Here is a 26,312-nt window from a genome sequence, read left to right as displayed (position 1 = left end):
CTGATGCATTGGATTATGAATAATGGTGCACTCGTCGGCCTCATTGTTTTGTGCATCGCTTTATTTATTGCCACCCCGCATTTTCTTACGGTGCGTAATCTTCTCAATATTGGGATCCAGTCGGCAACGGTGGCCATTCTTGCCTTCGGTATGACCTTCGTCATCGTGTCTGCGGGGATCGATCTGGCCGTTGGTTCGGTGGCTGCTTTTGGGGCGATGTGCTCCGCCTATTTCTTCGTTGAGGCGGGACTTCCTGGCTGGTTAACGTTGATTATTGGGCTTGTGATGGGGCTTGTTGCGGGTGCGGTGGCTGGGGTTGCTGTGGCCTATGGTCGCCTTCCTGCTTTTATTGCCACCTTGGCCATGATGTCTATTGCCCGTGGTGCCACGCTTGTTATTTCTGGTGGCTCGCCGCTGGCTGCCCCACCGGCGGTTACGGCCTTAGGCGCCGACTATTTCGGGGTACCCATGCCGATTGTCATGATGGCTTTAGCCGGGTTTTCCTGCTGGTTTATTCTTTCGCGCACTGTTTTGGGTCGTTCCATGTACGCCATTGGTGGCAATGAGGAAGCTGCTCGGCTTTCTGGCATCCCGGTGCGAACAACACTGGTGGTTGTGTATTCCTTATCGGGTTTGTTTGCGGCGTTAGCGGGATTGGTGATTATGGGGCGGCTTTCCTCCGCACTGCCCCAAGCTGCACTGGGCTATGAGCTCGATGCCATTGCCGCTGTGGTTATTGGCGGTGCCTCCTTGGCCGGTGGTTCCGGTAAAGCATCTGGGACTTTTGTGGGCGCGATTTTGCTCGCTGTGATCCGTAACGGTCTGAATATTTTGAATGTGTCCAGTTTCTGGCAGCAGATTGTTATTGGCCTCGTTATTGCTTTGGCGGTGGGTTTTGATGTTCTGCGCACCAAAACAAAGCTGTAGCCCCGACGCGGTGTTTTTGACCCCTATCACTTCAGCTTTGTGCAGGTGATCAGCAGTGTTTATCCGACCACCCTTCATTGTGGCTGTGGTCGGTGGTTGAACATCCAGCGGGAGAAAAAATTTAACAGTTGTGAGATTTTTACTATTTTTCCTCGAAAGGAGTTGAGTTTTCCCAATGTTTACTCATCCGTATTTCACTACACTTTCGGCAGCGGCGAAGTCGGCGACTGCACTGCATAACCGTCGCGGTGGGTCCGGAGCATCATCTCATTCGGCGCTTCGGCGTATTCTTACGCTGATCGCTGCTGTGGGTTTGGTGTGGGGTTTAAGCGCCTGTAACCGTGATTCAGCCACCGTGGCTGGGGGCGGGAGTGTGACTTTTGCCTTATCCACCCAAACAAACCCTTTCTTTGTGCAGCTACGGGAAGGGGCTGAAGAAAAAGCCGACGAATTGGGGGTGGCGCTGAATATTCAAGATGCCTCCGATGATTCTGCGGTTCAAACAAACCAGCTGAATAATGCCGCCACCATGGGCACGCATGTGGTGATTGTCAACCCCACAGATTCTGATGCGGTGGTTCCTGCGGTGAAAACACTCAATGCCGCATCCATCCCGGTGATCGCTGTGGACCGCACCGCCAATGGGGGCGAGCTTGCCTCCTTTATTGCCTCCGATAACGTTGCCGGTGGTAAGCAAGCCGCTGAAGTTTTAGCCCACGCTATTGCAGGCGAGGGTGAGATTGTGGTGCTACAAGGCATTGCTGGCTCATCTGCTTCCCGTGACCGAGGGCTGGGTTTCGAACAAGGCATTGCACAATTTCCGAATATTCGGGTGATTGCGAAGCAGACCGCCAATTTTGATCGAGCCGCAGGTTTGGATGTGGCAACGAATTTGTTGCAAGCGCACCCTGGTGTGAAAGCTATTTTTGCTGAAAATGATGAGATGGCGCTTGGTGCGATTGAGGCTTTGGGGTCGCGGGCTGGTACTGAGGTGATGGTGATCGGTTTCGATGGAACCGCCGATGGACTTCATGCCATTAGAGAAGGGCGCATGTTTGCTTCGATCGCGCAGCAGCCCAAGCAGCTAGGTGCCCGTGCTGTGGAGGAGGCCGCGAAGATTCTCAAGGGTGAAAAACCCCAGAAGGAAGTCCCTGTTGATGTGATTACGGTGACAAAGGAGAATGTTGCAGATTTTTAAATCACATCGTCTCCTTCCCCGCCTGTGGCATTCCTTCTTATCCCCTTGAAGCCTTGCTTTCCTGCTGCGTGGTTCTTGGTTTTCGTAGCCTCGCTTTGTCCGCGCACACCCGCGCACACCCGCGCACACCCGCGCACACCCGCGCACACCCGCGTGCGCGTCAGGTGCGCGGGCTGTAGTGGGGCGGTGGGTACGCCTTCGGTGTGCTGGCGCGGTTTCAATCTTTGACTGTCTTTTGATCTGAATGTGAAAGGTGTGTTGATGAAAACTGGTGGTCTGTTAAACCCTGATCTTAATTTTGCTCTGGCTCGTTTGGGGCATACTGATAGGTTTGCTATTGCTGATTGCGGTTTGCCTATTCCGCGTTCGGTTCCGGTGATTGATCTGTCTTTGGTGTTGGGTTTCCCGGAATTTGAGCGGGTGTGTGTGGCGGTGTTGGCTGAGGTGGTGGTTGAGGCAGTGACGGTTGCGGTGCAGATGCCGCAGCAGCTTCGTGTTGTTTTGCCTGATGTTGCTGTTCATGAGGTGGATCATGAGGAGTTTAAGCGCCTAATTTCTGAGTGTTCGTTTGTGGTGCGTACTGGTTCGACGGTGCCGTATGCGAATGCGATTTTTCATGCTGGTGTTCCTTTTTCTTAGTGCTTCGTATTTGTTGGTGTGCATCGGTAGTGTTGGCGGTAAAGCGTGACTGTTGGTGTTGTTTGAGGAGTGTGTAGGGTTTATGTCGATTGTTGTTGTGGGTTCGATTAATGCTGATTTGGGTGTGCGTGTGGCGCGTCATCCTCGCCCGGGTGAAACGTTGTTGGGTTCTGATGTGGTGATTTCACCTGGGGGTAAGGGGGCGAATCAGGCGGTGGCTGCTGCGTTGGTGGGCGCTGATGTGTCTTTTGTGGGTGCGGTGGGGGTGGATGCGTATGCTGATCCGGCGATGCGGATGTTGCGTTCCTCGGGGGTGGATGTGTCCCGTGTGGCGGAGGTTGAGTCGAGTACGGGGCTTGCGTTGATTGCTGTGGATGATCGCGGTGAAAATACGATCATTGTTGTTCCTGGTGCGAATGCGCTGGTGGATGGGGATTTTGTGCGCTCGCGTTTGCCTCAGTTGCGGCAGCAGGATGTGGTGTTGTTGCAGGGTGAGATTCCCCCTTCGGGTTTTGTTGCGGCTGTTGAAGCGGCGGTGGCGTGTGGTGCGCGGGTGGTGGTGAATCTTGCGCCGGTTGTTGATGTGGATCGTGGGTGTTTGTTGCGGGCTGATCCGTTGATGGTGAATGAGCATGAGGCGGCGTTGGTGTTGGTGCAGTTGGGGGTGTCGCCGGTTCCTGATTCTTTTGCTGGTATGGCGCAGGCGTTGCTGGATGTTGGTTTTCGGTCTGTGATTTTGACGTTGGGTGCTGATGGGGCGTTGGTGGCGGATGCTGGCGGGATCATTCCTGTTGCAACGCCGGTGGTTGAGGTGGTGGATACTACTGGTGCGGGTGATGCTTTTGCTGGTGCGTGTGTGGCTGCGCTTGATCGGGGCGAGTTGCTTGTCGACGCCGCCCGCTTCGCCGTTCGCGTCGGGGCGTTTGCGGTGACGGGGTTGGGGGCGCAGGAGTCTTATCCTCAGGTTGGTGATGAGCTTCCGGCGGTGTAGTGGCTTGGGTGTTGTGGCTTATGATTGTCGGTTATGCGTATTGTTTTAGCTTCTAGTTCGCCTTCGCGTCGGTCCATTTTGCTTTCTGCTGGGGTTGATCCTGTGATCCACCCGGCGGATGTGGATGAAGACGGGATTTTGGATTCTTTGTGTTCTCGTGCGCCTGAGGAGGTTGTGGCGGCGCTGGCGAAGGCTAAGGCTGAGGCGGTGGCGGCCGAGTATCCGCATGATTGTGTGATTGGTTGTGATTCTATGTTGCTTCTTGATGGCCAGTTGCAGGGCAAGCCGCATACGGTTGAGCGTGCGATTGAGCGGTGGCGGCAGCAGCGGGGGAAGAAGGCGACGTTGTTGACTGGTCATTGTGTGATTACTCCGATGGGTCGTTTTTCTCAGACTGCTGCCACTGATGTGTTTTTTGCGCAGGTTAGTGATGCTGATATTGAGGCTTATGCACGCACGATGGAGCCGTTGTTGTGTGCTGGTGCGTTTACCCTTGAGGCGATTGGGGGTTGGTTTATTGATCGTATTGAGGGCGATCCTTCGAGTGTGATTGGCTTGTCTTTGCCAACTGTTCGTCGGGGTTTGTATTCCTTAGGTATTGATGTGCATTCCTTGTGGAATAAGGTGTAGGTGTTATGCCACGCTGAGGCTTCCTACTTGGTGTGCTGGTTTTTGTTTTGGTGTTTGAAGGAGTTAGATCTATGACACAGTTGAAAGATATGCTTGCCCCTCCCCCAGTTCTTCTTCCTGCTGAGGAGCTTTCGGCTCCGGTTTCGGCAGAGAATGCGCTGGATTTGGCGTTGGTTCATCCTGCTTCGCCGCTGGTGTGGGCGACGGTGGCGGAATCTGCGCTTGCGCAGCTAGAGGGCGATTTAGCGCAGCAGAAGGTGTTTGCCTACGCGTGTGCGCGTACTGGCTATCACCGGAGTTTGGATCGTTTGCGGGCGAATGGGTGGAAGGGTTTTGGCCCGGTTCCTTTTGATCATGTGCCGAATCAGGGTGTGTTGCGTGCTATTGCTGCGCTTGCCCGCGCGAGCGCTGTGATTGGCGATCAGGCTGAGTACGATCGGTGCCGCCAATTGCTTTCCGACGCCGACCCCGCCTGCGTTGCCTCCCTGCTAGATTAGCGCCTGCACAGCATCCCCGTTTGCATCCCCAATGGCAACGTTGGATCAGTAGACAACCTTTCCAGTGACCAGTGGTTTCCCCTGGTCACTTTTTATTTTGCTCACGTTACTTTCGTTTTCCCTGGGGCTCAGAATCACTCAACTCGACCTATCCTCCCCCGCGCCCCAAAAACGTGGCGTCGCACCTGAAAAGGTCGAGTAAGCCCTACATCCCACACCCCACGCTTATCGACGCCAACACCCCACACCCCCACAACTCGACCTATGCCCCTCCCGCACCCCAAAAAACACGCCCTCACACCCCAAAAGGTCGAGCAACCCCAACAGCATGCAACCCACAACTCGACCTTTCCTACTCCCGCGCCCCAAAAACGTGGCGTCGCACCTGAAAAGGTCGAGTAAGCCCTACATCCCACACCCCACGCTTATCGACGCCAACACCCCACACCCCCACAACTCGACCTATGCCCCTCCCGCACCCCAAAAAACACGCCCTCACACCCCAAAAGGTCGAGCAACCCCCACACTTCCCCAGCCTAAAACTCGACATATCCTCCCTCACACCGCCAAACCACAGCCTCGCACACCAAAAAGTCGAGTAAGCCCACTGGAAGTACACCTGCTGCATATTGGGTAGTTCGACTTTTTCCTCCTGTGCAGCAGAATCCCCCAGCATGTACTGCCGATAGGTCGAGTAGTGCTGGGGGTAGGGTTGGGATGCGGGTGTTAGTGCGGTGGTTCTAGTCGTGGGTGGTGGCGTAAAACCCACTGGTTTTCTTTATTGGGTAGTGCTTCGCGATCCCATTCCGGCAAAGAATAGGATTGTACAGGGGTTGGTTGGGGTGAAGAAGTGGCCACAACACTAGGGCTTGCAGGTGTAGGCTGCGCAGTTGTGCTGCTGCTTGAGCTTGAAGTGGTGCTGGGTGGAGCAGATGGTGCCGATGAGGGTGCCATGGAGTGTGGCGTCGTAACGCGTGTGTTGTGTTTGACCAGTTCAACTACAGGTCGCATTTGTTCCCACAGCAGGGGGGCGAGTGTCAGCGCAAAATCGTCGCCCATGTGATTGCCGTCCCGGTAGACATAAATGTTGCCGATCACAGGTGGGCAGGTGTCGACGGGGCAGAACCAGTCGGCGGTGTCAACAGCAACAAAGTCGGGTCGCTTTTGGTACTTTGCTGCTGGATTCACCGGCGCGTAGACGTGCTCTTTCAAGCGTCCGCATTGGGAAATGTCGCCTGTTTCGGCGAAGCATTGGGATACCATCTGCCCGGTACCGTCGGGGTTTAAAAACCAGGGGTTGTCGCGCACGCCGACGAAAGCGATGTTGCGTTGGGCTAGGTAGTCCCACAAGGTGACGTAGGATTTTGGTACTTCATCTAAAAATCGGCCAGCCTCTAGCAGGGGGCGGGTGGCTGTGGAGAATACGAGGTCGGGGTTCAGTTTTTCTAAGCGTTTGATCATCACTTGGTTAAACTGTTTGCAGTCTTCGCTGAATACCCGGTCTTTTTCCTCCACAAAGGCTGGGCATCCTTGGCGCACTAGGGGAATGATTTTGAAGCCGTGTTGCTTGCCTAGTTTATCCAGTGGTGCCATCCATTGTTCGGCGTGCGAACCGCCCACCATTACCATCAAGGTTTCTGCTTGGCGGTCGCCATAAATGCAGTCGGAGTCCGCGAAATCCACTGCGAGTTTTTTCGGGTCGTCATGGAGTAACGACATGCACCCGTCGGACCAGGCTGGGGAGACTAGGTCCGCTAAAAGATACGGGTCTGGCATCGGCTCGGCGGCAGGCACCCGCGACATCGATGTTGCTGCCACTCCCGGGTAGCGGACGGGGTCGAGGCGCACGTCGGCTAAGGCGGCGACTTCCGCCCGCCACAGAAGCGGAACGTACAGTGTTGAAATAACCACCAGTGCCACCACGAGTCCGCCGAAGGCGCGTCCGCGCGCAGCCATGTTCACGCGCACTTGCTGCAGCGCTGTTGCGCAGCGCCGCTCCCCCGCCACGGGGCGTTTGCCGTGTTGTTTCAGTGGTTCCTCCACACAGCGGTGGGTGAGTTCAGCCAGAATAACGCTGGCTGCGATCACGCATACTCCCAGCACAAGGGTGGGGTTGTGCAAATTCAGGTAGACGGTGGAGATGATTAGCAGCGGCCAGTGCCACAGATAAAGGGGGTAGGCGATGCGTCCCAGCCAGCGCATCCAAGGGCTGGCGAGCCAGCGCACCCCTGCCCCGCCGCTGAGTACCACTAGCACTGCCCCGCCGATGGGGTAGAGTGTGGCGGGTCCGGGAAACAGGGTTGCGCCGTCGAAAAGCAGCCCGGTGCTGAGCACCATGAGCACGCCTACAATGCCGCAGGCTGCGCGCAGTTGAGCGGGCAGGGAGACCCGCGAAGCGTACAGCGCCAGCACCGCGCCGAGGCATAGTTCCCAGAAGCGCGAGAAGGTGGAGTAGTAGTTCAGCAGCTGGTCATTCATGCTGAGATACCAGGCGTAGCCGAAGCTGGCAGCTGTGAGCAGGATAAGAAGTGGTCCCGCCAGTCGCGCTGGGCTGACACTTTTTGCGTATCGACGCCGCCGCCGCGCCCACCACGCCACCACACTTCCCAGCGTGATGGCGAACAGATAAAACTGCCCCTGCACCGCCATCGACCACAAGTGCTGCAGCGGGCTGACCTGCGACTGCGCCGCACTATACGCCGCGCCTTGGGCGGCAATTTCCCAGTTTAAGAAGTAGCCCATAGCCGCCTCAAACTGGCGGGCGAGATTCAAATTCCGCAACTCTGGGGTAAGAAAATACACAGCGGCAGCAGTAGCACCCACAGTTAATGCCAGACTGGGTACGAGGCGGCGGATCGTGCGCCACAAGGGCCACAGGGGGTTCGGGTCAGCTGTTTCCCGCACCGCGTAGCGCAGCTGGGCGCCTAAGAAAAAGTAGCCGGAGAGAAGGAGGAAAACATCCACACCGCCTGAAACCCTGCCAACGAAAACGTGGAAAATAACCACGAAAGCGATAGCTAAACCCCGCAGACCATCGAGATCATAACGGTACTTGCTGGCAGTGAGCTGCTCCACGTTGAACAAATCCCCCGAGAGGTTAAAGGCGAAAACGAACGTTGGCTAAGTGGATGGTTTCGGCCTTAATCCATTCACAGGATGAATGGGTGTTGAAGCCAAACAGCTGTCATTCTAATGAACTTCACAGAGGGAGGAGAAATTGGGATCACAGCGCCTGCACAGCCCCGCCACACTCCCGCATCCCACCACGCAGACACACATCTACTGGCCTGCAGATATATGCGCACCGTTGCCCTAAAGTGCACCCACTTTTTGGCGATGATACGCACGCACAAGCGCACCAGCTGGCTACTGTCGGTTATTGTCCCGAAAGTAGCAGCTGGTGCGCTGCGCAATTAAGGGTTTTCTTGCCTAGATGCCAAGCATCTTATGCTCAGCACCTGTTAACCACTCAGTGCTGGAAGTGGAGCGCCTGAGATTTTAGGCGAACTTCTTTTCCACGCGCTCGATAGCTTCCTTGGCCACCATTTCCTGAATGCCCATGTCGAGCTCCGAGGTGAAGCCCACGCAGGAGCAGTTGATCTCGCCGAGTACGTAGGTGTCCTCGCCGTTGTCGCCGTCGGCAAGCATGAAGTCTGCGGTCCAGATCAGTGGGATGTTGTCGCCACCGAGTTTTTCAGCAATCACTGGGCGGGCGGCAGCGAACATGTCCACCAGATCCTGCCATGCTTCTGGCTTGTCGTAGGTGTACTTCGCGCCGGAGAACAGGGTTGCGGAGAAGTTGTCGCCGCCTTCGGCTGGCTTCTTGTGCACCACGAACACTGGGTGTGGGCCAACGAGCAGAATGCGGATCTCACCTTCGACGATGCGAGGCATGAAGCGCATGTCTACCAGCATGCCGTTGTCGCCGATGATGTACTGGTCGCAGAAGTCCATGAACTCGCCCAGCTCACGGATTTCGGTGTGGTTGTCCACAGCCTCGGTGCAGCGCAGCTTGGTGTCCAGCGGCAGTGCGGTGCCGGGGGTAACAGATGCTGCCAGTTCCTTATCTTCAAGCTGGACGCGCCAGATGCCGGAGCCTGTGGAGCCGCGGTTTTGCTTGAGCACGCGCTCACCATAAGACAGGGAGGTGGGGAAGGTGTTGTGGAAGGTTTCCACATCGTAATATGCGGCGGTGTCGGAGGGGACGAGGTCGGTGTCGTTGAGCTTGACCAGTGCGTCCTTCGCGCCGTAGGCCATCATCTCAGCTGGAGTGGACATGCCCACAAGACCTGCTTCGCTGAGCTTGGTCAGCAGGTCGAAGTAGCCCTTTTCGCCGCCGGGGATGTTGCCGGGGTTCACGCGGGAAATGTAGGCATCGAATTTACTGGAGACGTACTCGAACAGTGCGTCAGACCACTCTGGGCGGAAGTAGACAACCTCGGCGTGCCAGCCAGCATCCTTGATGGCGTTAACGATTGGCATGGTGTCTTTGCGGTGTCCGTCAAAGTACTTGTCGGAGCCGCCTTCGACCTCAAAGACTACGATGCTTTTGTGCATAGTGATTCCCTTTCGCTGAAGAAGATGCTTCGAGCTTCACACTGTGTGAACACTCGAAATTTAGGGGGTGAAGTTGTGGTGCGTGCACTGTTTTTACTCCCAGCGCCCCTGTCAATATTCTGCGTCTACCCCCAGATAGGGCAGAATGTGAACATTGATTTGCTTCAGTCACCGCCAGTGCTCAGCCACGTTTATCCGCGGTGTGTGTTTCACAAGCGCCAGGCGACTATGAGCACAATTTCTCAGGGGGAAACTGTAAAGAAAAGGTACACCTCTTTTAGGGTAATTGACTTGTTGTGGTACCGCCTGCAGAAAACAGCGTTAGTAATGAACAACACACAGATAGTGTGCACATGACGCTTGCGCAAGAAATTGCTTAAGCTGTTAAGTGTTTTCTAGTTCTTGAATTGTTCTGTTTTTTCATTCACGCAACTATTGCGCATTACTACCCCCGATCATCTCTCCTTGTGCGAGAAGAAAGGCTTCGAATACCTCATGCCTGCTCCATTTGATCCCCATCCGCTGTTGCAAGAATATGCCCACCCTGAGCGTTTAGTGTCCGCTTCGTGGCTGTCCGCACGCTTAGGCACCCCTGGTTTGCGGGTGGTCGAGTCCGATGAAGATGCTCTGCTGTACGATATCGGTCACATTCCTGGCGCTGTGCGTATCGACTGGAAGCGGGATTTGAACGATCCTCTGTCCCGTGATTTTATCAGCGCCGAAGAGTTTGCCCAGCTTATGCGGGCGAAAGGTATTGCGGCTGACGATACCGTTGTTATTTATGGCGATAAGTCCAACTGGTGGGCTGCGTTTACTTTGTGGGTGTTCGAGCTGTTCGGGCACAAAGATGTGCGTTTGCTCAACGGCGGCCGTGACGCATGGATGGCTGAGGAGCGCGACACCTCCTATATGGTCCCTGAATATCCGGCGACCGATTACCCCGTCCCTGAGCGTAACGACGCCCCATTCCGCGCCTTCGTCACCGATGTGCAGTCCGTGGTTTCGGGGGAGACGAAGGCAACCATTATCGATGCCCGCGAACCCGATGAGTATGCCGGCACCCGCCTGGCTGATGCCCCCGAATCGGGGGTACTGCGCCATGGGCATATCCCTGGTGCGGTGAATATTTCGTGGGAGAAGTCTGTGCACCCGAACTCACGCTTCCGCAGCCGTGAGGAATTAGAGAAGGCATACGCATTGGCTGGAAAATCGGATTCCACGATTGTCTACTGTAGCCATGGTCAATTGTCTGCCCACACGTGGTTTGTTCTAAAGCACCTGCTTGGCTGGGAAAATGTACGCAATTATGATGGTTCCTGGGCGGAGTGGGGCAATATGGTGCGTATGGATATTCGTCGGGGTCATGCCCCTGACGATCTTGAGATGTCAAAGAACTGGCCCGTGGGTTAAGAACTATTGAAAATCGGGAAAATTTTTGTTCACAGATTTTGCTTTGCCACTGCCGCAAATGTGAAAGAATGTGATACGCCGAGTGCTTCGTCACATTCTGTAATTTTGAGAGCCAAAGTTACGACAGTGTAGGTGTCCGTATACGATGACACGTTATGCTTTGCATAACGAACATTCTTCATGTGTGGGCTTCGTGACTGAAGCAGACAGCTGACAGAAAAATTTGACCCCCTATATCTTCAAAGAACCAGGAGTACTTCACGTGACTGTGGAATCCAGGAAGATCACCAAGGTTCTCGTCGCTAACCGCGGTGAGATCGCTATTCGCGTTATTCGCGCTGCGCGCGACGCTGGTATCTCCAGCGTTGCGGTTTATGCTGAGCCTGATGCAAACGCACCATTCGTTACCATGGCTGACGAGGCTTTTGCCCTCGGCGGCCAGAATTCTGCAGAGTCCTACCTGGTCTTTGACAAGATCCTCGACGCTGCGAAGAAGTCCGGCGCTGATGCGATTCACCCAGGCTATGGTTTCTTGTCGGAGAACGGCGACTTCGCCGAGGCTGTCATCAATGCGGGCCTGATCTGGATTGGGCCTTCCCCACAGTCCATTCGCGACTTGGGTGATAAGGTGACTGCCCGCCACATCGCTTTGCGCGCTGAGGCACCAATGGCTCCTGGCACCAAGGAACCTGTCAAGGATGCCAGCGAAGTTGTTGCTTTCGCCGAGGAGCATGGCCTGCCTATTGCGATTAAAGCTGCTTTCGGTGGCGGTGGCCGCGGCATGAAGGTTGCCTACACGATGGAAGAGGTGGCTGAACTTTATGATTCCGCTACCCGTGAGGCTTTGGCAGCATTCGGTCGTGGCGAGTGCTTCGTGGAGCGCTACCTCGACAAGGCACGCCACGTGGAGTGCCAGGTGTTGGCCGATATGCACGGCAACGTGATCGTTGCTGGTACTCGTGACTGTTCCTTGCAGCGTCGTTTCCAGAAGCTGGTTGAGGAGGCTCCTGCCCCATTCCTCACTGATGAGCAGCGCAAGTCTTTGCACGAGTCTGCAAAGCGTATTTGTAAGGAAGCTGGCTACTATGGTGCCGGCACCGTCGAGTACTTGGTTGGTTCCGACGGCCTGATTTCCTTCCTTGAGGTCAACACTCGTCTGCAGGTGGAGCACCCAGTTACTGAAGCCACCACTGGTTTGGATCTGGTGCGTGAGCAGTTCCGTATTGCTGAGGGCAAGGAGCTGCACATTAAGGAGGATCCAACTCCTCGTGGCCATGCTTTCGAGTTCCGTATCAACGGCGAAGATGCTGGTTCGAACTTCATGCCAGCTCCAGGCACCATCACCAAGTATGTTGAGCCTGCTGGCCCTGGTGTCCGTATGGATTCCGGCATTGTTGAAGGTTCGGTTATCGGTGGCCAGTTCGACTCCATGCTGGCGAAGCTGATTGTGTATGGTGAGACCCGCGAAGAGGCTTTGCAGCGTTCCCGCCGTGCACTGGGTGAGTACATTGTTGAGGGTATGCCTACGGCTATCCCATTCCACCGCCACATTGTGGAGAATCCTGCATTCGTGGGTGATGGTGAGAAGTTCGACGTGTACACCAAGTGGATTGAGGAAGAGTGGGACAACCCCATTCCTCCTTACGTTGATCCTGCTGAGGCTGAGGAAGCTGAAGAGGCTACCCCAAGCCAGAAGGTTGTTGTTGAGATCGACGGCCGTCGCGTAGAGATCGCCCTGCCAGGCGACTTGGCTTTGGGTGGTGGCGCTGGTGGCGCGAAGAAGAAGGCAAAGAAGCGTCGTTCCGGTGGCGCAAAGGCTGCTGTTTCGGGCGATGCTGTTGCCGCTCCTATGCAGGGCACCGTGATCAAGGTCAACGTCGAGGAAGGCCAGGAAGTTGCTGAAGGCGACGTCGTGGTTGTTCTTGAGGCCATGAAGATGGAAAACCCTGTGAAGGCTCACAAGGCTGGTGTGGTTACCGGCTTGGCTGTCGCTGCTGGCGAGGGCGTGACCAAGGGTTCGGTCATGATGGAACTGAAGTAGTATTCGTTTGTGAATGCTGTGGGTGCCTTCGCTATCTGCGGAGGCACCCTTGTGCTTGTATGTTGGGAGGTAAACAGATGAAGCTTGCAGAAGCGTTGTATGAGCGGGCGAATCTCCAGCGTTATTTGGCGGTTTTAGCGGATCGTTTGGAAGATCTAGCTCAGGTTCAGGAGGGTGATACCCCACCTGAGGATCCTGCACAGATTATTCAGGAGTATAGTGCAACCAATAAGCGCCTTGAGCAGTTGGTTGCCCGGATTAATCATGTGAATGCAACGACTCTTTTCGACGAGTCGCGAACTCTCACCCAAGCCTTGGCGCTGCGCGAACGCCTCAAGCGTGAATTCGATATGTACAATCGTGTCGCGCAGCGGGCTTCGAAGAATCAGGTTCGGTGGACTCGCTCAGAGATTAAGCTGGTTTCTACTGTCAATGTTGCTGATCTTCGTGCGCACGCCAATCAGGTGGCGCAGCAGATCAGGGATGTGGATATGAAGATTCAAGAGTTGAACTGGAGTATTGAGCTTTAGTTCAACGGTTGTGTTGGTAGGAAAATATCAGTGAGTACATTTTCCCATTTTTAACCTTTTGCTGCGGCATCAGTGATGATTCTGCGGGCCGGGATCGAGGATATCTTGCATTGTTAGGCCCTGCACATTCAGGATTGCGCACACACGGGATAATTCACTATTTATTACCACGTACTGGGGTATTTTCCGAGGGTTTTAGGGATTGGGGTTCACACAACCAATGGTTTTCACACAGTGCGTTACGCCACTGGTGCCAAGGAGTAATTCTTCGCTACCAGCCGTAGCGCACTGTTTTTTCTTGTGCCCACCACGTGAAGAATCGGTCGCACTTTGAGTAGTCCGCACAGATTGCTCCTGGTGCGAACAATCACCCCTGTACCGCAGCTTGCTCTGTCCAGCACGCAGACACACAAGCCACACTGACCGCAGCGCGAAGAAGCTCTGCTTTTTGTCTTCCCCGCTGGCACTATATTGTGGGACGCCTGTTGAGTTTTGGCACCGGGGATTAGCACGCAAATTTTTGTAAAAAGGTGATGTAAACTCCTGCCGAAAGAAACGTTCGTTCACTATACTTTCCTCATGTTTTGGGTCTCTTTTCTCGCGCTCCTCGCGCTTGTTCTCCTCGGGGTAGGCGTCGGTTTAATCGTTCGAGCGTATAAGATATGGCAAGCTTCCAAGAACCCACCGTCTACCACTCCGGTGGATCCTTTCGCGTTTGTCACAGGCGCTGAGCGGTTTAGCACTACTGTCATTGGGCCTGGTGCTGTGATCAGCCATGGTTCTACCGACTATGTGGTTCGTGGTACTCTCACCTGCCGTCAAGGCCCTTTCGAGTGGTACGAGCATTTGCTCACCAGCAATAAAGGCCCTGGCTGGTTCGAGGTTGAGGTGGATGAGGGGGAGGTGAAATTGGCGTTGTGGCGTACCGACCGTTCGGCGGATTTATCCCCCTTGGGCCAGGTGACGTATGAGGGTGAGACGTATACGGAGGTTGAGCGGGGTCCGGCCACCTATACCAGTGTGGGCACAACGGGGTTGCCGATGGCTGGTGAGATGACATATGTGGACTACAAGGGGCCTGACGGTAAGCTCTTGTCGCTGGAAAAATACAGTGATGATTCCTTGTGGGAGGTGTCCATTGGGCATGAGGTTGTGCCTGGTGAGTTGACAATTTACCCCGCCCCGCCTGCCCAGGAGTACTCGTGAGTGTGGTCATCACTGATCTTGTGGTTCCCACTGCTGATGTGTCCTGGCGGGATCTTGGGGTGTGTGTCAACGGCCCGACCCGCCCCGTGCTCAGCTCGCGCACGCTTGTCGACGCCCCCTCGACGTCGTTAAGCATGGGCATCATTGGTGCCTCCCATGTGATTGAAGTTCGGGGTGCACAAACCCCCTTATTGAGGGAGGAGGTGTCGTGTCTCGCAGCTACTGCGGCGGGCGAGACTGTGCCGGTGAAGGATGGGCGGGCAGATTACCGCCAGCGTTTTCCCAGCGCCGACTACCGTTTTTCGCTGCGCACCAGCATTTTTTCGGATTATGAGTTTGCGGATAAAGCCGAGGCTGTCATGGCTCAGTTGGATGCTTCGTGGCTGGTTGCCAGATTCCCCGGCGAGGGGGATTACCATATCACCGCGCTCGGTGGGGCGTGGAATTGCGATCGTTGGTGTTGGACAACGTATCACCTGTATCCACTGGAAGGTGCGATTGTGCGGACGCAATCGGCGTGGATTGTGAGGAATTAGATGAACGCGAAGGAAAATTCACATAACGAGTCGACGGTGAAGCTTCAGCAGCGGGCTGTGGCATTGTTTAATATCGGTGTCCTTTTCATCGTTGCTGGAATTGCAGCTTTTCAGCTCGCGTTGGAGATGAACGCGGAGGCACCTGCCACAAAGGTGGCGAAAGACTGCCAATTTGTTAAACGTGAGTTCATGGTGAGTTTTTATACCTGCCCAGGCTCTGTGGATGAGTGGATTAACACGATCGACGGTAATCCTGAGCTGCAGCAGATGGCAACAGATCATGAAACCAATACTGTGTACTTACGGCGGGAAAAGTATGTTTTTAGCGTGAAGGATAACGGGGATGGCACTTCACAAGTGACTGTGGAGGATCATCAGCGTTTGAATTCTGGGACGTTTGTGCATTTAGGTCCCTACTTTCGCCCTTCCTCGCCGCGTTCATCTTCGGGTGGCGATTCCGGCGGATTTGGTGTGAAGTAGCTGGATTGGTCGACAACTATTACTTTCAAGGAATGAGATTTTTATGAACACTTTTATCTCCTTTGCTCAGGTGGGTGCGCACGCCCAGCCCATGCTCGTTGCGGCGGGGTTTTCGGAGTCGAGTTTCACATTAGGTATGACATCTACGGTGTCTTATTTTGCCTTAGCCTTAGCGCTTTTCCTGCTGGGGTTTAAGGTGCAGGATTGGTTGACGCCGGGGCATTTTCGGAAGCAGATTTTTGTCGATAACTTGCCTAATGCCTGCGTGTTGGCGGGAAGCCAGGCGGTGGCGTTGGGGATCGTGATTGCCACGGCTATTGCGTTATCCCCTGATGAGTTGGGGCAGGGGTTGCTTTTTACCCTGTTCTATTCCTTGGTGGGGTTGGCGCTGCAAACTGTGTTTTTGGTGATCGTGGAGTTATTTTCGCCCAATCGTATGCGGGATGTGTTCGAGGATCCGAAGTTGCGCCCGAGTGCGCTGGTCAGTGGCGTTTTTCTGATTATGGTGGGTGTTATTAACGCGGCATGTCTGCTGTAGTGCTGTCCCCTGCCCGCAGGTTCCTTCTGCTTGTGTCGGTGTCGGTGTGTGCCGCTTCAGGGTTGGTGTATGAGCTTGCGTTGATTTCTTTGTCTGCGGTGTTGGCGGGTGGTTCTGTGGTGGAGACCTCGCTGATTGTTGCGGGGTTTGTGGCGGCGTTGGGCTTGGGGGCGTTGGCGGCAAAGCCGTTGTTGACACGGGCTGAGGTTGCGTTTTTGTCGGTGGAGGCGCTGTTGGGGCTTGTTGGGGGGTTGTCTGCGCTGGTGTTGTATTGGGCTTTTGCTGTTGTGGGCAATTCGCTTGCGGTTTTAGGCGGGGCAACCCTGGTCATTGGCATGCTGGTGGGGGCTGAGTTGCCACTGTTGATGACACTTTTTCAGCGTGGCAAGCTTGTCGACGCCACCACCTCCGGCTCAGTTTTAGCAACGTTGAATGCGGCTGATTATTTGGGGGCGTTGATTGGTGGTGTGGCGTGGCCGTTTGTGTTACTGCCGTTTCTGGGGGTGGTGCGTGGCACGCTGGCTGCTGGTTTGCTGAATGTCTGTGCGGCGTTAGTGATTGCGGTGTTAGTGTTGCGCAGTGATGTGCTGCGGCGGCAGTTCGCGACGATTGCCTCAGGGCTGTGTGCGATTGTGGTGGTGTTGGTGTCGGTGTTGGTCGCCAGTGATGGTTTGGTCACTTCGGCGCGACAGCGACTCTATGCTTTCCCGATTGTGTATTTCCACCAGAGCAAGTATCAGGAGATTGTGGTCACACAGTGGGGGAAGGATCGGCGCTTATTCTTAAATGGTGGGTTGCAGTATTCCACCCGTGATGAGTATCGCTACACGGAATCGTTGACCTACCCAGTGGTTGATGCTTCGACGTCGCGGGTGTTGATTATCGGCGGTGGGGATGGTTTAGCCGCCCGCGAGTTACTGAAGTTTCCACAGGTGAAGCATATTACGCAGGTGGAGTTAGATCCGGATATGGTCGCGGTGGCTAATTCAGTGTTGCGTGACGATAACGCTGGTGCCTTAGACGATCCCCGTGTAACTGTGCTGCTGCGCGATGCGTTTACGTGGGTGCGCACTCCCCCGCTGCCCCAGGATCGCTTCGATGCGATTGTGGTGGATCTGCCGGACCCTGATAATGAGATTATTGGGCGGTTGTATTCGCAGGAGTTTTATTCAATGCTGCTGAAACATTTGGCCCCTGGGGGTGCAATGACAGTGCAGTCTGGCAGTGCTTTTACTACTCCTGATGTGTTTTCCCGCGTGTATTCCACGTTGCTGGCTTCAGGCTGCGCATCTGTTGTTCCCTATCACGTGCATGTTCCTACTTTTGGTGACTGGGGTTTTAATTTCTGCACCCTCACCTCACGCGGACTTGTGATGCCGAAAACACCTGCGCATACTCCTCGCTTTGTAGACCAAGGAGTGTTGGATGCAGCAAGGGTATTTGGCGCGGACAACAAGCCCCGCCTGCTTCCTGCGAATACGCTGGATCGGCCGTTGATTGTGGCTGATCGCAGGCGTGGGTACCGCCAAGCGGGCGAGTAGCGGGTCTTTAGCTTTTCGACGTCGTCACGCAGCCAGTTAAACGCCGTTTAGCTTTGCGCTCTATGCTTGTGTTCATGGATGTTTTGGAATTAAACGGGGGCCGGTTTTATCTGCGCCCACTGCACAACGATGACCGCATCGACGATCGCCCCGCACTTGCGACCGTGATGGACAACCCCGATGAGTTCATCAAGCAGATGCGGGCCTCGGACAGCGACTATTGCTGGGCGATTTGCGAACAAACCAACGTAGACATGGTTGCGCTCGGCCACTACGATCACCGCACGAAAACAATCACCACCACCCCCATCGGCGACCCTGAGCGCATTTTGCCCAACGATCCCGTACTTCCCCCGAAATCCGTTGCGGATGCCGCCGAAGCCGGACACGGTGTGATCGCGCGATGGGTGGCAGCTGCGCTGGATTAGCAAGGACCTCATAACTGAGGGATTCGAAAACAAGGCGGGGGTAGTGGTATCAAAAACTACCCCAAGACACTACTTATAGTGTCCACACCTTGAAAGCACATACCAACCACCGTTCTCCGCGAGGGCGCGAAGAAAAAGGTCGAGCAACCCCAAGAAAGACCCCCACCACCACCACCCTCCTCACACCTATAACTCGACCTTTCCCACCCCAACCCCCAAAAAACACAACCCCAAAAACCTAAAGGTCGAGCAACCCCAAGAAAGACCCCCACCACCACCCTCCTCACACCCACAACTCGACCTTTTCTCTCCTCCGCACTCAAAACGAGGCCTCAAAGAGGAAAAGGTCGAACTACCGAATGCTTTGGGAACTTACTAGTGCTAGATTTGGCGCAATTGCCACAAATTCCGGTGATCCCGGTCCCGTTTCTGCCCTCTTCCCTTTGCGTAACGTGAGCTGGTCCTCCAAGGCAATCGGCCACCTATCAATATGCACGTATTGATTCAGAATTAATAGTTAGAGTTTCAGCACAGTGCCTTAAAATTGACCTGCGGTTTTACCAATAGCACTCGCTCTATCTCTAACTGATATTTCCCAGCATCCGCACACAGCTTCTACACAGTTATGTCGCTTCTAGTGCGCGCCATAAGAATCCGCGCACACCCCCACCAGGGTGCGATCAAAGCTGTATCGCAGTTGCCTAACAGATCCCACAGCACATAAAAATACCCCCTAGGGTGTATCTAGGGGGTGTGGATGACTAGGCTATTTAGCCAAGGTCGTCATGGGCAACCAACTGGCGGGCAGCCTCAGTAATCGAACCCGACAAGGAGGGGTACACCGCGAAGGTCTGGGCCAGCTGGCTGACAGTGAGCTGGTTGGTCACAGCAACCGCAATGGGAAGAATCAGCTCCGAGGCAGTCGGGGCAACCACCACACCGCCAATAACAATGCCCGAAGACTTACGGCAGAAAATCTTGACAAAACCGTGGCGCAGCGAACGCATCTTCGCACGAGGATTACGTGGCAAAGGCAGCATCACCGTACGCGCGGAAATCTCACCAGATTCAATCTCATGCTGCGTAATACCCACAGCAGCAATCTCCGGGCGGGTAAACACTGCGGTAGCCACAGTCTTCAAACGCAGTGGCGACACACCTTCACCCAAAGCGTGGTACATAGCGATACGCCCCTGCATCGCAGCAACCGAGGCAAGTGGGAACTGGTCAGTACAGTCGCCGGCCGCATACACGCCGGATACGCTCGTACGCGACACACGGTCAACCTTGATATGACCCGAAGGGGTGGTTTCCACACCAATGTTCTCCAAGCCCAAATCCTTGGTATTAGGAACAGAACCAACAGTCATCAAGGCGTGGGAGCCGAAAATCTCACGGCCATCAGCGGTGCGTACACATACGCCACCATCCTCAGTGCGGGTAACCGAATCCACGCGGGCATGCTTCTCCAGTAAAACACCACGCTCCGCCAACACAGTTTCCAGCACGTCGGCGGCATCGGCGTCGTCGTGAGGCAAAATGCGATCACGCGAAGCAACCATAGTGACCTTCACACCCAACTCAGCAAAAGCGGACACAAACTCCGCACCAGTCACACCGGAACCCACCACAATCAAATGCTCAGGAAGCTCAGTGATGTTATAAATCTGGCGCCACGTCAAAATACGCTCACCATCAGGCTGTGCCGCAGGCAAAATGCGCGGACTCGCACCCGTAGCCACCAACACCAAATCCGCCTCGAGAGTTTCCTCGAAGCCTTCCTTGTTTGTCACCTTGATATAGTGCAGGGTCTGCTTGGTGTTGTAATCATCAAACACACCACGACCATCAATAATGCGCACACCCGCACTCGCCACTGACTTACGGATATCGTCAGACTGCTCAGCCGCAAGCTGCTGAACACGCTCGTTGAGGGCGTCGATAAGCAAATGCGCCTCACCAATACCCTTATTCAAGCCCATATCATCAGCGCGGCGAAGGTCAGTCTTAATATTCGCGCCAGCAATAAACGACTTCGACGGCACACAATCATGAATAACCGCCGAACCACCCAAGCCCAAATCCTCAACAAGGGTGACAGCAGCGCCATACTTTGCGCCCGTCAACGCCGCCTCATAGCCGGCGGGACCACCACCAATGATGACAATGCGCTTAGCTTTCGGCAAAGAATCAGCCGGGTTAGACACCGCAGAAGCAGAAGACACGGCAGACGCAGAAGAATTGGTGGGCAGGGCGGACAAGGAACCTCCAAAAACAACAGTAATAATGGAAAGCAAAAACTATCTTATAGTGCTTCAATCTAGTGTAGTGCAGCACGCAGCAGCCCGACGACTTAAGCAGCATAAAGGCCACAAAACTCCGAGCACACACCACCTGCTCAAGCCAACTGCCAAAAGCACCAACCTACAGCTCGCCACTAAACACGTAACCACACTCCGCATGAAAACGCTGCACAATACCCGCAAACAAACGAATCCCCACAGGAATACACTTCTCATCCGCAAGCATTGTCGCCTTATGCAAATCACTCGGAGTACTCACACCATCCCAGCACCCCAAACGTGCCATCGAACCTGGCACATGCTCCAAATACCAGGAGAAATCCTCACCACCAGACGACTGCGACGCCTGCACCACCGACTGAGGATCAACGCTGCGGGCGGCGTCGGCGAGCACAGCTGTACACACATCATCATTGACCACAGGGGGCACACCCTTAACATAATCAACCTCAAATCCGCAGCCAGTCGGAGCCACAATCGCCGCAACCAACTCCTCCAACAACTGCTGAATACCACGCCAAACCATAATATCCGCAGTACGAATCGTGCCCCGAACCACACCCTCCTCCGGAATAGCATTCGGTGCCGAACCAGCATGCAACGCACCAAACACCATCACCGTCGCCGTACGCGGATCAACCCTACGCGACAACAACCCCGGCAAATCCGTGACAATCTTCGACAAAGCAAACACCACATCAGCACTCAAATGCGGGCGAGACGAATGCCCACCAGGACCCGTCACCTTAATCTCAACCACATCACCCGCCGACGTAATCGGACCCACACGCACACCAACCGTACCCGTACGCAACTTCGGCTCCGCATGCACCGCAAAAATACTCGTCACACCCTCAAGCACACCCAACTTGATCACATTCGGCGCACCAGAATCCATCACTTCCTCCGCCGGCTGGAAGATGATACGCACACCCATATTCAACGGATTTTTCGCATGCGTTTCAGCAAGCGCACACGCCAAACCCAACGCAACCGTGGTGTGAATATCGTGACCACACGCATGCATCACCCCAGGTGTCACCGAACTAAATTCGTAGCCCGTATTCTCATGGATCGGCAAGGCATCAATATCCGCACGAAACGCAAGCTTATGCTCAGTATTAGGGCCAATATCCACCATCAACCCAGTGCCGGGAAACAGCACAGGTGACAAACCGTACTCCCGCAAGCGGGCAGCGATAAAGGCAGTTGTTTCATGCTCCTGATCACTCAGCTCGGGGTGCTGGTGGAAATGACGTCGCCAGCGATAAATCTGCTCCTCATTGTCGCGAATCCACGCATCCACCAGCACAGAAAAGTCAGTAGCAGCGGGCGCGGCAGAGTGGGCTGCCGGTGCGGGTGCTGCGCTGGGCGCAGGCACAGCAGGCGCAGGGTTGGGTGCCGTGCGTGCTGCGGGTTGGGTGCCGGGTTGGTGGTCAGCTTGGGCGCGTAGGTGGTTTGAGGTGTGGTGTTCAAACTCCACGGTGTGTCATCTCCCCGGTTTTTATTGTGTTGGTGAACCAATGGTTGGTAAGCAGCGTGTCACGTCGTTTCTTCAGCAACTATGCTTGGAGGGTGACTGCATGTTGTTGAGTACTGTGTCTTCATACTTGTCGTGTGGCGGTGTTGTTGTGAAGCTTGTTGTGAAGCTTGTTGCAAGCTTCGTGCAACGTCGCCATGGTGGGTGTGTATGAAGGTGTGTGTGCTTGCGATCCTCTTGGTCCGCGCGTGGGTGCAGTGTTGGTGCTGTACTGTGGCGTGGGTGTTGAGGGTCGGTTCTTTGTCTATAGCATAGTGGTTGCGCTGATTTCTGTGGAAGTGCGCCGGTTGTGTGGCTTTCTTGGGTGGTTGGTGTGGTGTTGTTGGGCGTGTTCGACGTTGTTGACAGTTGTGAGGATTTTTTGTAGCCATGGCCGAGTCTGTGAGTTTTGGTACTGCGGGGATGCGGGCTCCGGTGGGCCCTGCGGCGCATCATATGAATGTTGGTCAGGTGACTCGGATTTCGTCGTGTATTGCGGCGTGGTTGGCGTTGAATGCGTCGCCGCGGAAGTCGGGGCATGATCGTGCGGCTTTTGAGTCTGTGCGGGATTTGGGGATTGGGCAGGCGTTTCATGATGAGGATCCGGCGCCGAAGGTGGTTGTGGGTTACGATTCGCGTTACGGTTCTCATATTTTTGCTACGACGACGGCTGAGGTTTTTGCGGGTGCGGGTTTTGAGGTGTTTTTGATGCCTACCCCTACCCCGACGCCGTTGGTTCCGTGGTTGATTCGCAAGTGGGGTTTGGATGGGGGTGTGCAGATTACTGCCTCGCATAATCCGGCGAGTGATAATGGTTACAAGGTGTATATGGGGAATGGGCGGCAGATGCCCCGTTCGGGTGAGGTTGCTGTTGAGCGTTTGCTTGTCGACGCCCCTGCGGCGTCGGCGATTCCGCGCGTGACCGTTCGTCCTTGCCAGGATGTGGTGCGTCGCTATATTGATGAGGTGACTGCTGTGGTTATTCCGGAGCAGGGGGATTTGTTGCGGATTAATAATGAGCGGGCTTCTCTTACTATTGCGTTGACTGCGTTGCATGGGGTGGGTGGGCGTAGCATTATGCAGGCATTGCAGACTGCGGGGTTTGCGCAGGTGCATTCGGTTGCTTCGCAGCATTATCCTGATCCGACTTTTCCTACTGTGAGTTTCCCGAATCCGGAGGAGCCTTCAGCGTTGGTGGAGCTGTTTGAGTTGGGTGAACAGGTGCAGGCGGATGTGTTGTTGGCTCTCGATCCGGATGCGGATCGTTGTGCGGTGGGGATTCGGACGAAGGCTGGGCATTTGAAGATGTTGCGTGGCGATGAAACTGGTCCGCTTCTTGCCACTCGCCTTGTGCCCCGCTATTCGGGTGAGGGGCAGCGCCCGGTGGTGGCCACTACTGTTGTCTCTTCGCAGCTTTTGGGGGTGATAGCAGAGGATATGGGTTGGGATTTGCGGCTGACTTTTACTGGTTTTAAAAATTTGAATGCTGCTGCGGGCGATGAGCCTGTGACTTTTGCGTATGAAGAAGCGATGGGTATTTCGCCCACACCGTGGATTGTTGATGACAAAGATGGCATTGCCACGGCTTTGATTGTGGCTAGTTGGGCGGCGGAGTTGCACGCCAAGGGTTTGGATTTTGACGATGAGTTGGAAGCGCTCTACCGCCGTTATGGCTATTTCACTGGCACTCAGGTTTCGGTGCGTACCCAGGATCCGAGTGCATTGATGCACACGTGTATTGAGAATCTTCCACACAGGTTGTGTGGGGTGGATGTGACAGCTAAGACTGTTCCGGTGCTGAGTAATACGTGTGGGATGTCAGAATCGTCGCGCCCGCCTGCGGGTCTTGTGCTGAATGGTGAGTGTGAGGTGGGTAAGGTGCGTGTGATTGTCCGCGCCTCGGGCACGGAACCGAAGGTGAAAGTGTATATCGAGGTTGTGCAGGAGAATGGCAGCACTGCTGATCGTGGCAGCGCTGTTGCGCTTGTCGACGCCCTAGCCGCCGAGCTCAGTACCCTTCTGGCCCGCCTGTAGTGTGACCGCCACTTATGCTGTGCGTTTGTGGTGGTTTTGTAGTATTTTGCGGAGTTGGTAGATGATGGGGTGGTTGAGGGGGTCGAGGTTGGGGATGTCGTTTCTACTTAGGCTGGGGTCTACTTCTTCTGGGTGGTAGCGGATGATGATGTAGCCGTGGTTTTGGATGATTTTTTCTCGGTAGCGTTCGTTTTCAAGCGCGTGGTAGTTGTTGCGGGTTTTAGCTCTGCCGTCGATTTCTATCCCGATGAATCCATTGACTACGATGTCAATCCGGTAGCTTTGGACTGGTACTTGGATTTCGATGCTGGTTAGTTCAGGGATGCGGTCGAATACGCTTTCAATCAGGCGGCGTGCTTTGGTTTCATACAGGCTTTCGCTGCCTTCTTGTGCAGTTGCTAATAGCTCTAAGGCGCGGGGTTTGCCTGTGATGCTGGGCATGGATTTAATCTCTGCATATGCTTGGATTTTAGAAATCCTCCGATGGTAAAACGCTGCTTCGATAAATGTCATGGCGGTGTCTTCGTCTTCTTCTTTAGCTACTAGGTCTACGAATGTGCGTGGAATAGTGGTGACGCGGATGCCGTTTTCTTCCATGATGTCTTTTTCCGGTAGCAGTCTGGATGTGTAGGTGGCGTAGGGGCTGCGTTGGTTTTTTGCTGGGGGTTTCATGGTGCCGGGAAGAGTAAGCTGCACGGTGACAAAATCAGTGGTGTTTGAGATAAAGGGGATGCCTAACACGCAGGCGGCTGCCCTGCCGGTTAAGACTGCCGAACGTGATGTTGACGCTACGGCGTAGCAGCGCATCAGATTGCGTCTGCTGGGTACTAGACGGTGAAAAACCGCAGAATTAATTGCTTGGGTTAAGGCTAGTTTGGTGATGCTGCTTGTGGTGTCGTGTGTGGTTTTCCGCAGGTTGATCAATGCATGGAATGGGAGGGGGTTATTTAGCCCACAGGTGATGTTGTAGGAATTGGTGGTCATATTTTTATCAGAACACACCTTCAGCAGGTTCGCATGTCGAGAGTGAAAAATCCTCCCCAAACCTGTGGATAACTCCATTTCCCACCAAGCCCTGTGGATAACTTTTCCTGCAACCAACCCCCCAACCCCGAGAAGCAGGCAGATTACTCGACCTTTCTGCCTTAAAGATCTGTTTCTCAAAACTCCCGCAAGAATAAGTCGAGTTACCCCACAAACAACAAGCCTCCCCAAGACAAGGAGCACAGGACACAAAACACAAGAGCTAAGGCTTACTCGACTCATCCATTCCCCAAGACAAGAAACGAAAAGCACCGGCACGGATTAGTCGAGCTTCCCCTCACACAGCACCCCCAAGAGAAAACAACGTCACTGGAAAAATAACACTAACTCGACTCATTAACCCCCAACGCCGCATACCCATAGCCACAGTGCAGATAAGTCGAGTTACCCCACAAGCAACAAGCCTCCCCAAGACAAGGAGCACAGGACACAAAACTCAAGAGCTAAGGCTTACTCGACTCATCCATTCCCCAAGACAAGAAATGAAAGGCACGGGCACGGATTGGTCGAGTTACCAGTAGGGGCACCAAAGTGTGATGCTTGCTGTAGAACCTAAAAAACACCTTGTGTTCTTTGGCACAAGGTGTTTTTGGTTAACGGTGGTTATAGGTCGATGTTGCGGGGTCCGTAGAGCCTGTCGCCGGCGTCGCCAAGCCCTGGCACGATGTAGGCGTCTTCGTTGAGGCCTGGGTCGATGGTGGCGGTGACGAGGCGTACGGGCAGCCCGGAGTTTGCGAGCGCATCGACGCCGTCTTGGGCGGAGACCATGCATACTGCTGTGATGTCGGTTGCGCCGCGTTCGGCGAGGATTCGTACTGCGTGGAGTAGTGAGCCGCCGGTGGCCAACATGGGGTCAACGATGAATACGGTGCGCCCGGATAGGTCTTCGGGTAGTGCTTCGAGGTATGGGACGGGTTCGTGGGTGACTTCGTTGCGTGCTAGTCCGATGAAGCCGACTTGTGCGTCGGGGATCATTTTGAGTGCGGGGTCGACCATGCCCAGCCCGGCGCGGATGACGGGGACGATGATGGGTGGGTCTTGGAGGCGGGTGCCTTCGGTGAGGGCGACGGGTGTTTTCAGGGGGAATTTTTCTATTTCAAGATCTCGTGATGCTTCGTAGATCAGCATTGCACCCAGATCGGCGAGAGCGGCACGGAATCCGGCGTTATCGGTGCGCTCATCACGCATAATTGTCAAACGTGAAGCGGCCAGCGGGTGGTCCACGATCCTAATATCCATACCCCACATGGTAGCGCGTGCTAC

Annotated in this window: 22 protein-coding genes; 16 read left to right on the top strand and 6 right to left on the bottom strand. The window is 54.8% G+C overall.

All coding sequences use genetic code 11. The features are described from left to right. Positions 1 to 3 precede the first annotated feature (3 nt). The 6 genes from CFELI_RS02730 (at position 4) to CFELI_RS02705 (ending at position 4,882) form a co-directional block, all read left to right on the top strand. On the top strand, positions 4 to 927 hold the full coding sequence (locus CFELI_RS02730) for an ABC transporter permease (RefSeq protein ID WP_277103943.1): 924 nt from the start codon (positions 4 to 6) through the stop codon (positions 925 to 927). A 175-nt stretch (positions 928 to 1,102) separates the two neighbouring features. Beyond that, complete coding sequence (locus CFELI_RS02725) at positions 1,103 to 2,125, top strand: D-ribose ABC transporter substrate-binding protein (RefSeq protein WP_277103899.1); 1,023 nt, start codon at positions 1,103 to 1,105, stop codon at positions 2,123 to 2,125. A 261-nt stretch (positions 2,126 to 2,386) separates the two neighbouring features. Beyond that, positions 2,387 to 2,764, top strand: a complete 378-nt coding sequence (rbsD, locus tag CFELI_RS02720; protein WP_277103898.1) for a D-ribose pyranase — start codon at positions 2,387 to 2,389, stop codon at positions 2,762 to 2,764. Positions 2,765 to 2,846: 82 nt separating this feature from the next. Beyond that, positions 2,847 to 3,755 (top strand): ribokinase, encoded by a 909-nt coding sequence (locus CFELI_RS02715; protein ID WP_277103897.1) that lies wholly within the window; start codon positions 2,847 to 2,849, stop codon positions 3,753 to 3,755. Positions 3,756 to 3,788: 33 nt separating this feature from the next. Next, positions 3,789 to 4,385: a Maf family protein gene (locus CFELI_RS02710; RefSeq protein WP_277103896.1), complete on the top strand. Its 597-nt coding sequence runs from the start codon at positions 3,789 to 3,791 to the stop codon at positions 4,383 to 4,385. A 71-nt stretch (positions 4,386 to 4,456) separates the two neighbouring features. Further along, entirely contained in the window at positions 4,457 to 4,882 is a 426-nt protein-coding gene (locus CFELI_RS02705) for a DUF3151 domain-containing protein (protein WP_277103895.1), read from the top strand. Between the two features lie 726 nt (positions 4,883 to 5,608). On the opposite strand, the gene CFELI_RS02700 is transcribed toward CFELI_RS02705, so the two are convergent. Together CFELI_RS02700 and CFELI_RS02695 are read right to left on the bottom strand one after the other, a co-directional pair. Then, complete coding sequence (locus tag CFELI_RS02700) at positions 5,609 to 7,957, bottom strand: acyltransferase family protein (RefSeq protein WP_277103894.1); 2,349 nt, start codon at positions 7,955 to 7,957, stop codon at positions 5,609 to 5,611. A gap of 423 nt (positions 7,958 to 8,380) precedes the next feature. After that, the gene (locus tag CFELI_RS02695; RefSeq protein WP_277103893.1) at positions 8,381 to 9,439 is read right to left on the bottom strand and encodes a Cj0069 family protein; all 1,059 of its coding nucleotides are present in this window, start codon (positions 9,437 to 9,439) and stop codon (positions 8,381 to 8,383) included. Between the two features lie 495 nt (positions 9,440 to 9,934). Here CFELI_RS02695 and CFELI_RS02690 point away from each other — a divergent pair, with 495 nt between their 5' ends. From CFELI_RS02690 to CFELI_RS02650, 9 genes are all read left to right on the top strand, one after another. Continuing rightward, complete coding sequence (locus CFELI_RS02690) at positions 9,935 to 10,849, top strand: sulfurtransferase (RefSeq protein ID WP_277103892.1); 915 nt, start codon at positions 9,935 to 9,937, stop codon at positions 10,847 to 10,849. 262 nt (positions 10,850 to 11,111) lie between these two features. Next, positions 11,112 to 12,890: an acetyl/propionyl/methylcrotonyl-CoA carboxylase subunit alpha gene (locus tag CFELI_RS02685; RefSeq protein WP_277103891.1), complete on the top strand. Its 1,779-nt coding sequence runs from the start codon at positions 11,112 to 11,114 to the stop codon at positions 12,888 to 12,890. Positions 12,891 to 12,967: 77 nt separating this feature from the next. Continuing rightward, a complete protein-coding gene (locus tag CFELI_RS02680; protein WP_277103890.1) occupies positions 12,968 to 13,420 on the top strand; it encodes a DIP1984 family protein in 453 nt (150 codons plus the stop codon). A 579-nt stretch (positions 13,421 to 13,999) separates the two neighbouring features. After that, complete coding sequence (locus CFELI_RS02675) at positions 14,000 to 14,626, top strand: DUF4178 domain-containing protein (RefSeq protein WP_277103889.1); 627 nt, start codon at positions 14,000 to 14,002, stop codon at positions 14,624 to 14,626. After that, positions 14,623 to 15,162 carry a DUF2617 family protein gene (locus tag CFELI_RS02670; protein WP_277103888.1) on the top strand — a complete coding sequence of 180 codons (540 nt, stop codon included), beginning with the start codon at positions 14,623 to 14,625 and terminating at the stop codon, positions 15,160 to 15,162. The genes CFELI_RS02675 and CFELI_RS02670 overlap by 4 nt, the downstream gene beginning before the upstream one ends. Then, positions 15,163 to 15,642: a DUF4247 domain-containing protein gene (locus tag CFELI_RS02665; protein WP_277103887.1), complete on the top strand. Its 480-nt coding sequence runs from the start codon at positions 15,163 to 15,165 to the stop codon at positions 15,640 to 15,642. A gap of 43 nt (positions 15,643 to 15,685) precedes the next feature. Continuing rightward, a complete protein-coding gene (locus CFELI_RS02660; RefSeq protein WP_277103886.1) occupies positions 15,686 to 16,180 on the top strand; it encodes a DUF350 domain-containing protein in 495 nt (164 codons plus the stop codon). Continuing rightward, on the top strand, positions 16,168 to 17,721 hold the full coding sequence (locus CFELI_RS02655) for a polyamine aminopropyltransferase (protein ID WP_277103885.1): 1,554 nt from the start codon (positions 16,168 to 16,170) through the stop codon (positions 17,719 to 17,721). Before CFELI_RS02660 ends, CFELI_RS02655 begins: the two co-directional genes overlap by 13 nt. Positions 17,722 to 17,783: 62 nt before the next feature. Continuing rightward, complete coding sequence (locus CFELI_RS02650) at positions 17,784 to 18,149, top strand: hypothetical protein (RefSeq protein WP_277103884.1); 366 nt, start codon at positions 17,784 to 17,786, stop codon at positions 18,147 to 18,149. A 770-nt stretch (positions 18,150 to 18,919) separates the two neighbouring features. Here CFELI_RS02650 and CFELI_RS02645 read toward each other — a convergent pair. Both CFELI_RS02645 and CFELI_RS02640 read right to left on the bottom strand, forming a co-directional pair. Then, on the bottom strand, positions 18,920 to 20,335 hold the full coding sequence (locus tag CFELI_RS02645; RefSeq protein WP_277103942.1) for an NAD(P)H-quinone dehydrogenase: 1,416 nt from the start codon (positions 20,333 to 20,335) through the stop codon (positions 18,920 to 18,922). Positions 20,336 to 20,573: 238 nt separating this feature from the next. After that, a complete protein-coding gene (locus CFELI_RS02640; RefSeq protein ID WP_374724759.1) occupies positions 20,574 to 21,758 on the bottom strand; it encodes an amidohydrolase in 1,185 nt (394 codons plus the stop codon). Positions 21,759 to 22,361: 603 nt separating this feature from the next. Between CFELI_RS02640 and CFELI_RS02635 the strand changes: the two genes are divergently transcribed. Further along, positions 22,362 to 24,005 carry a phospho-sugar mutase gene (locus CFELI_RS02635; protein WP_277103883.1) on the top strand — a complete coding sequence of 548 codons (1,644 nt, stop codon included), beginning with the start codon at positions 22,362 to 22,364 and terminating at the stop codon, positions 24,003 to 24,005. A gap of 12 nt (positions 24,006 to 24,017) precedes the next feature. Here CFELI_RS02635 and CFELI_RS02630 read toward each other — a convergent pair whose 3' ends face one another. Beyond that, complete coding sequence (locus CFELI_RS02630; protein ID WP_290259356.1) at positions 24,018 to 24,989, bottom strand: putative endonuclease domain-containing protein; 972 nt, start codon at positions 24,987 to 24,989, stop codon at positions 24,018 to 24,020. 663 nt (positions 24,990 to 25,652) lie between these two features. Beyond that, complete coding sequence (upp, locus tag CFELI_RS02625; protein WP_277104945.1) at positions 25,653 to 26,288, bottom strand: uracil phosphoribosyltransferase; 636 nt, start codon at positions 26,286 to 26,288, stop codon at positions 25,653 to 25,655. Positions 26,289 to 26,312 lie beyond the last annotated feature (24 nt).

The organism is Corynebacterium felinum (genome assembly GCF_030408755.1).
GTDB lineage: Bacteria > Actinomycetota > Actinomycetes > Mycobacteriales > Mycobacteriaceae > Corynebacterium > Corynebacterium felinum.
The sequence above is the reverse complement of the archived record's forward strand: the minus strand, read 5'-3'. Positions and strand labels throughout refer to the sequence as shown.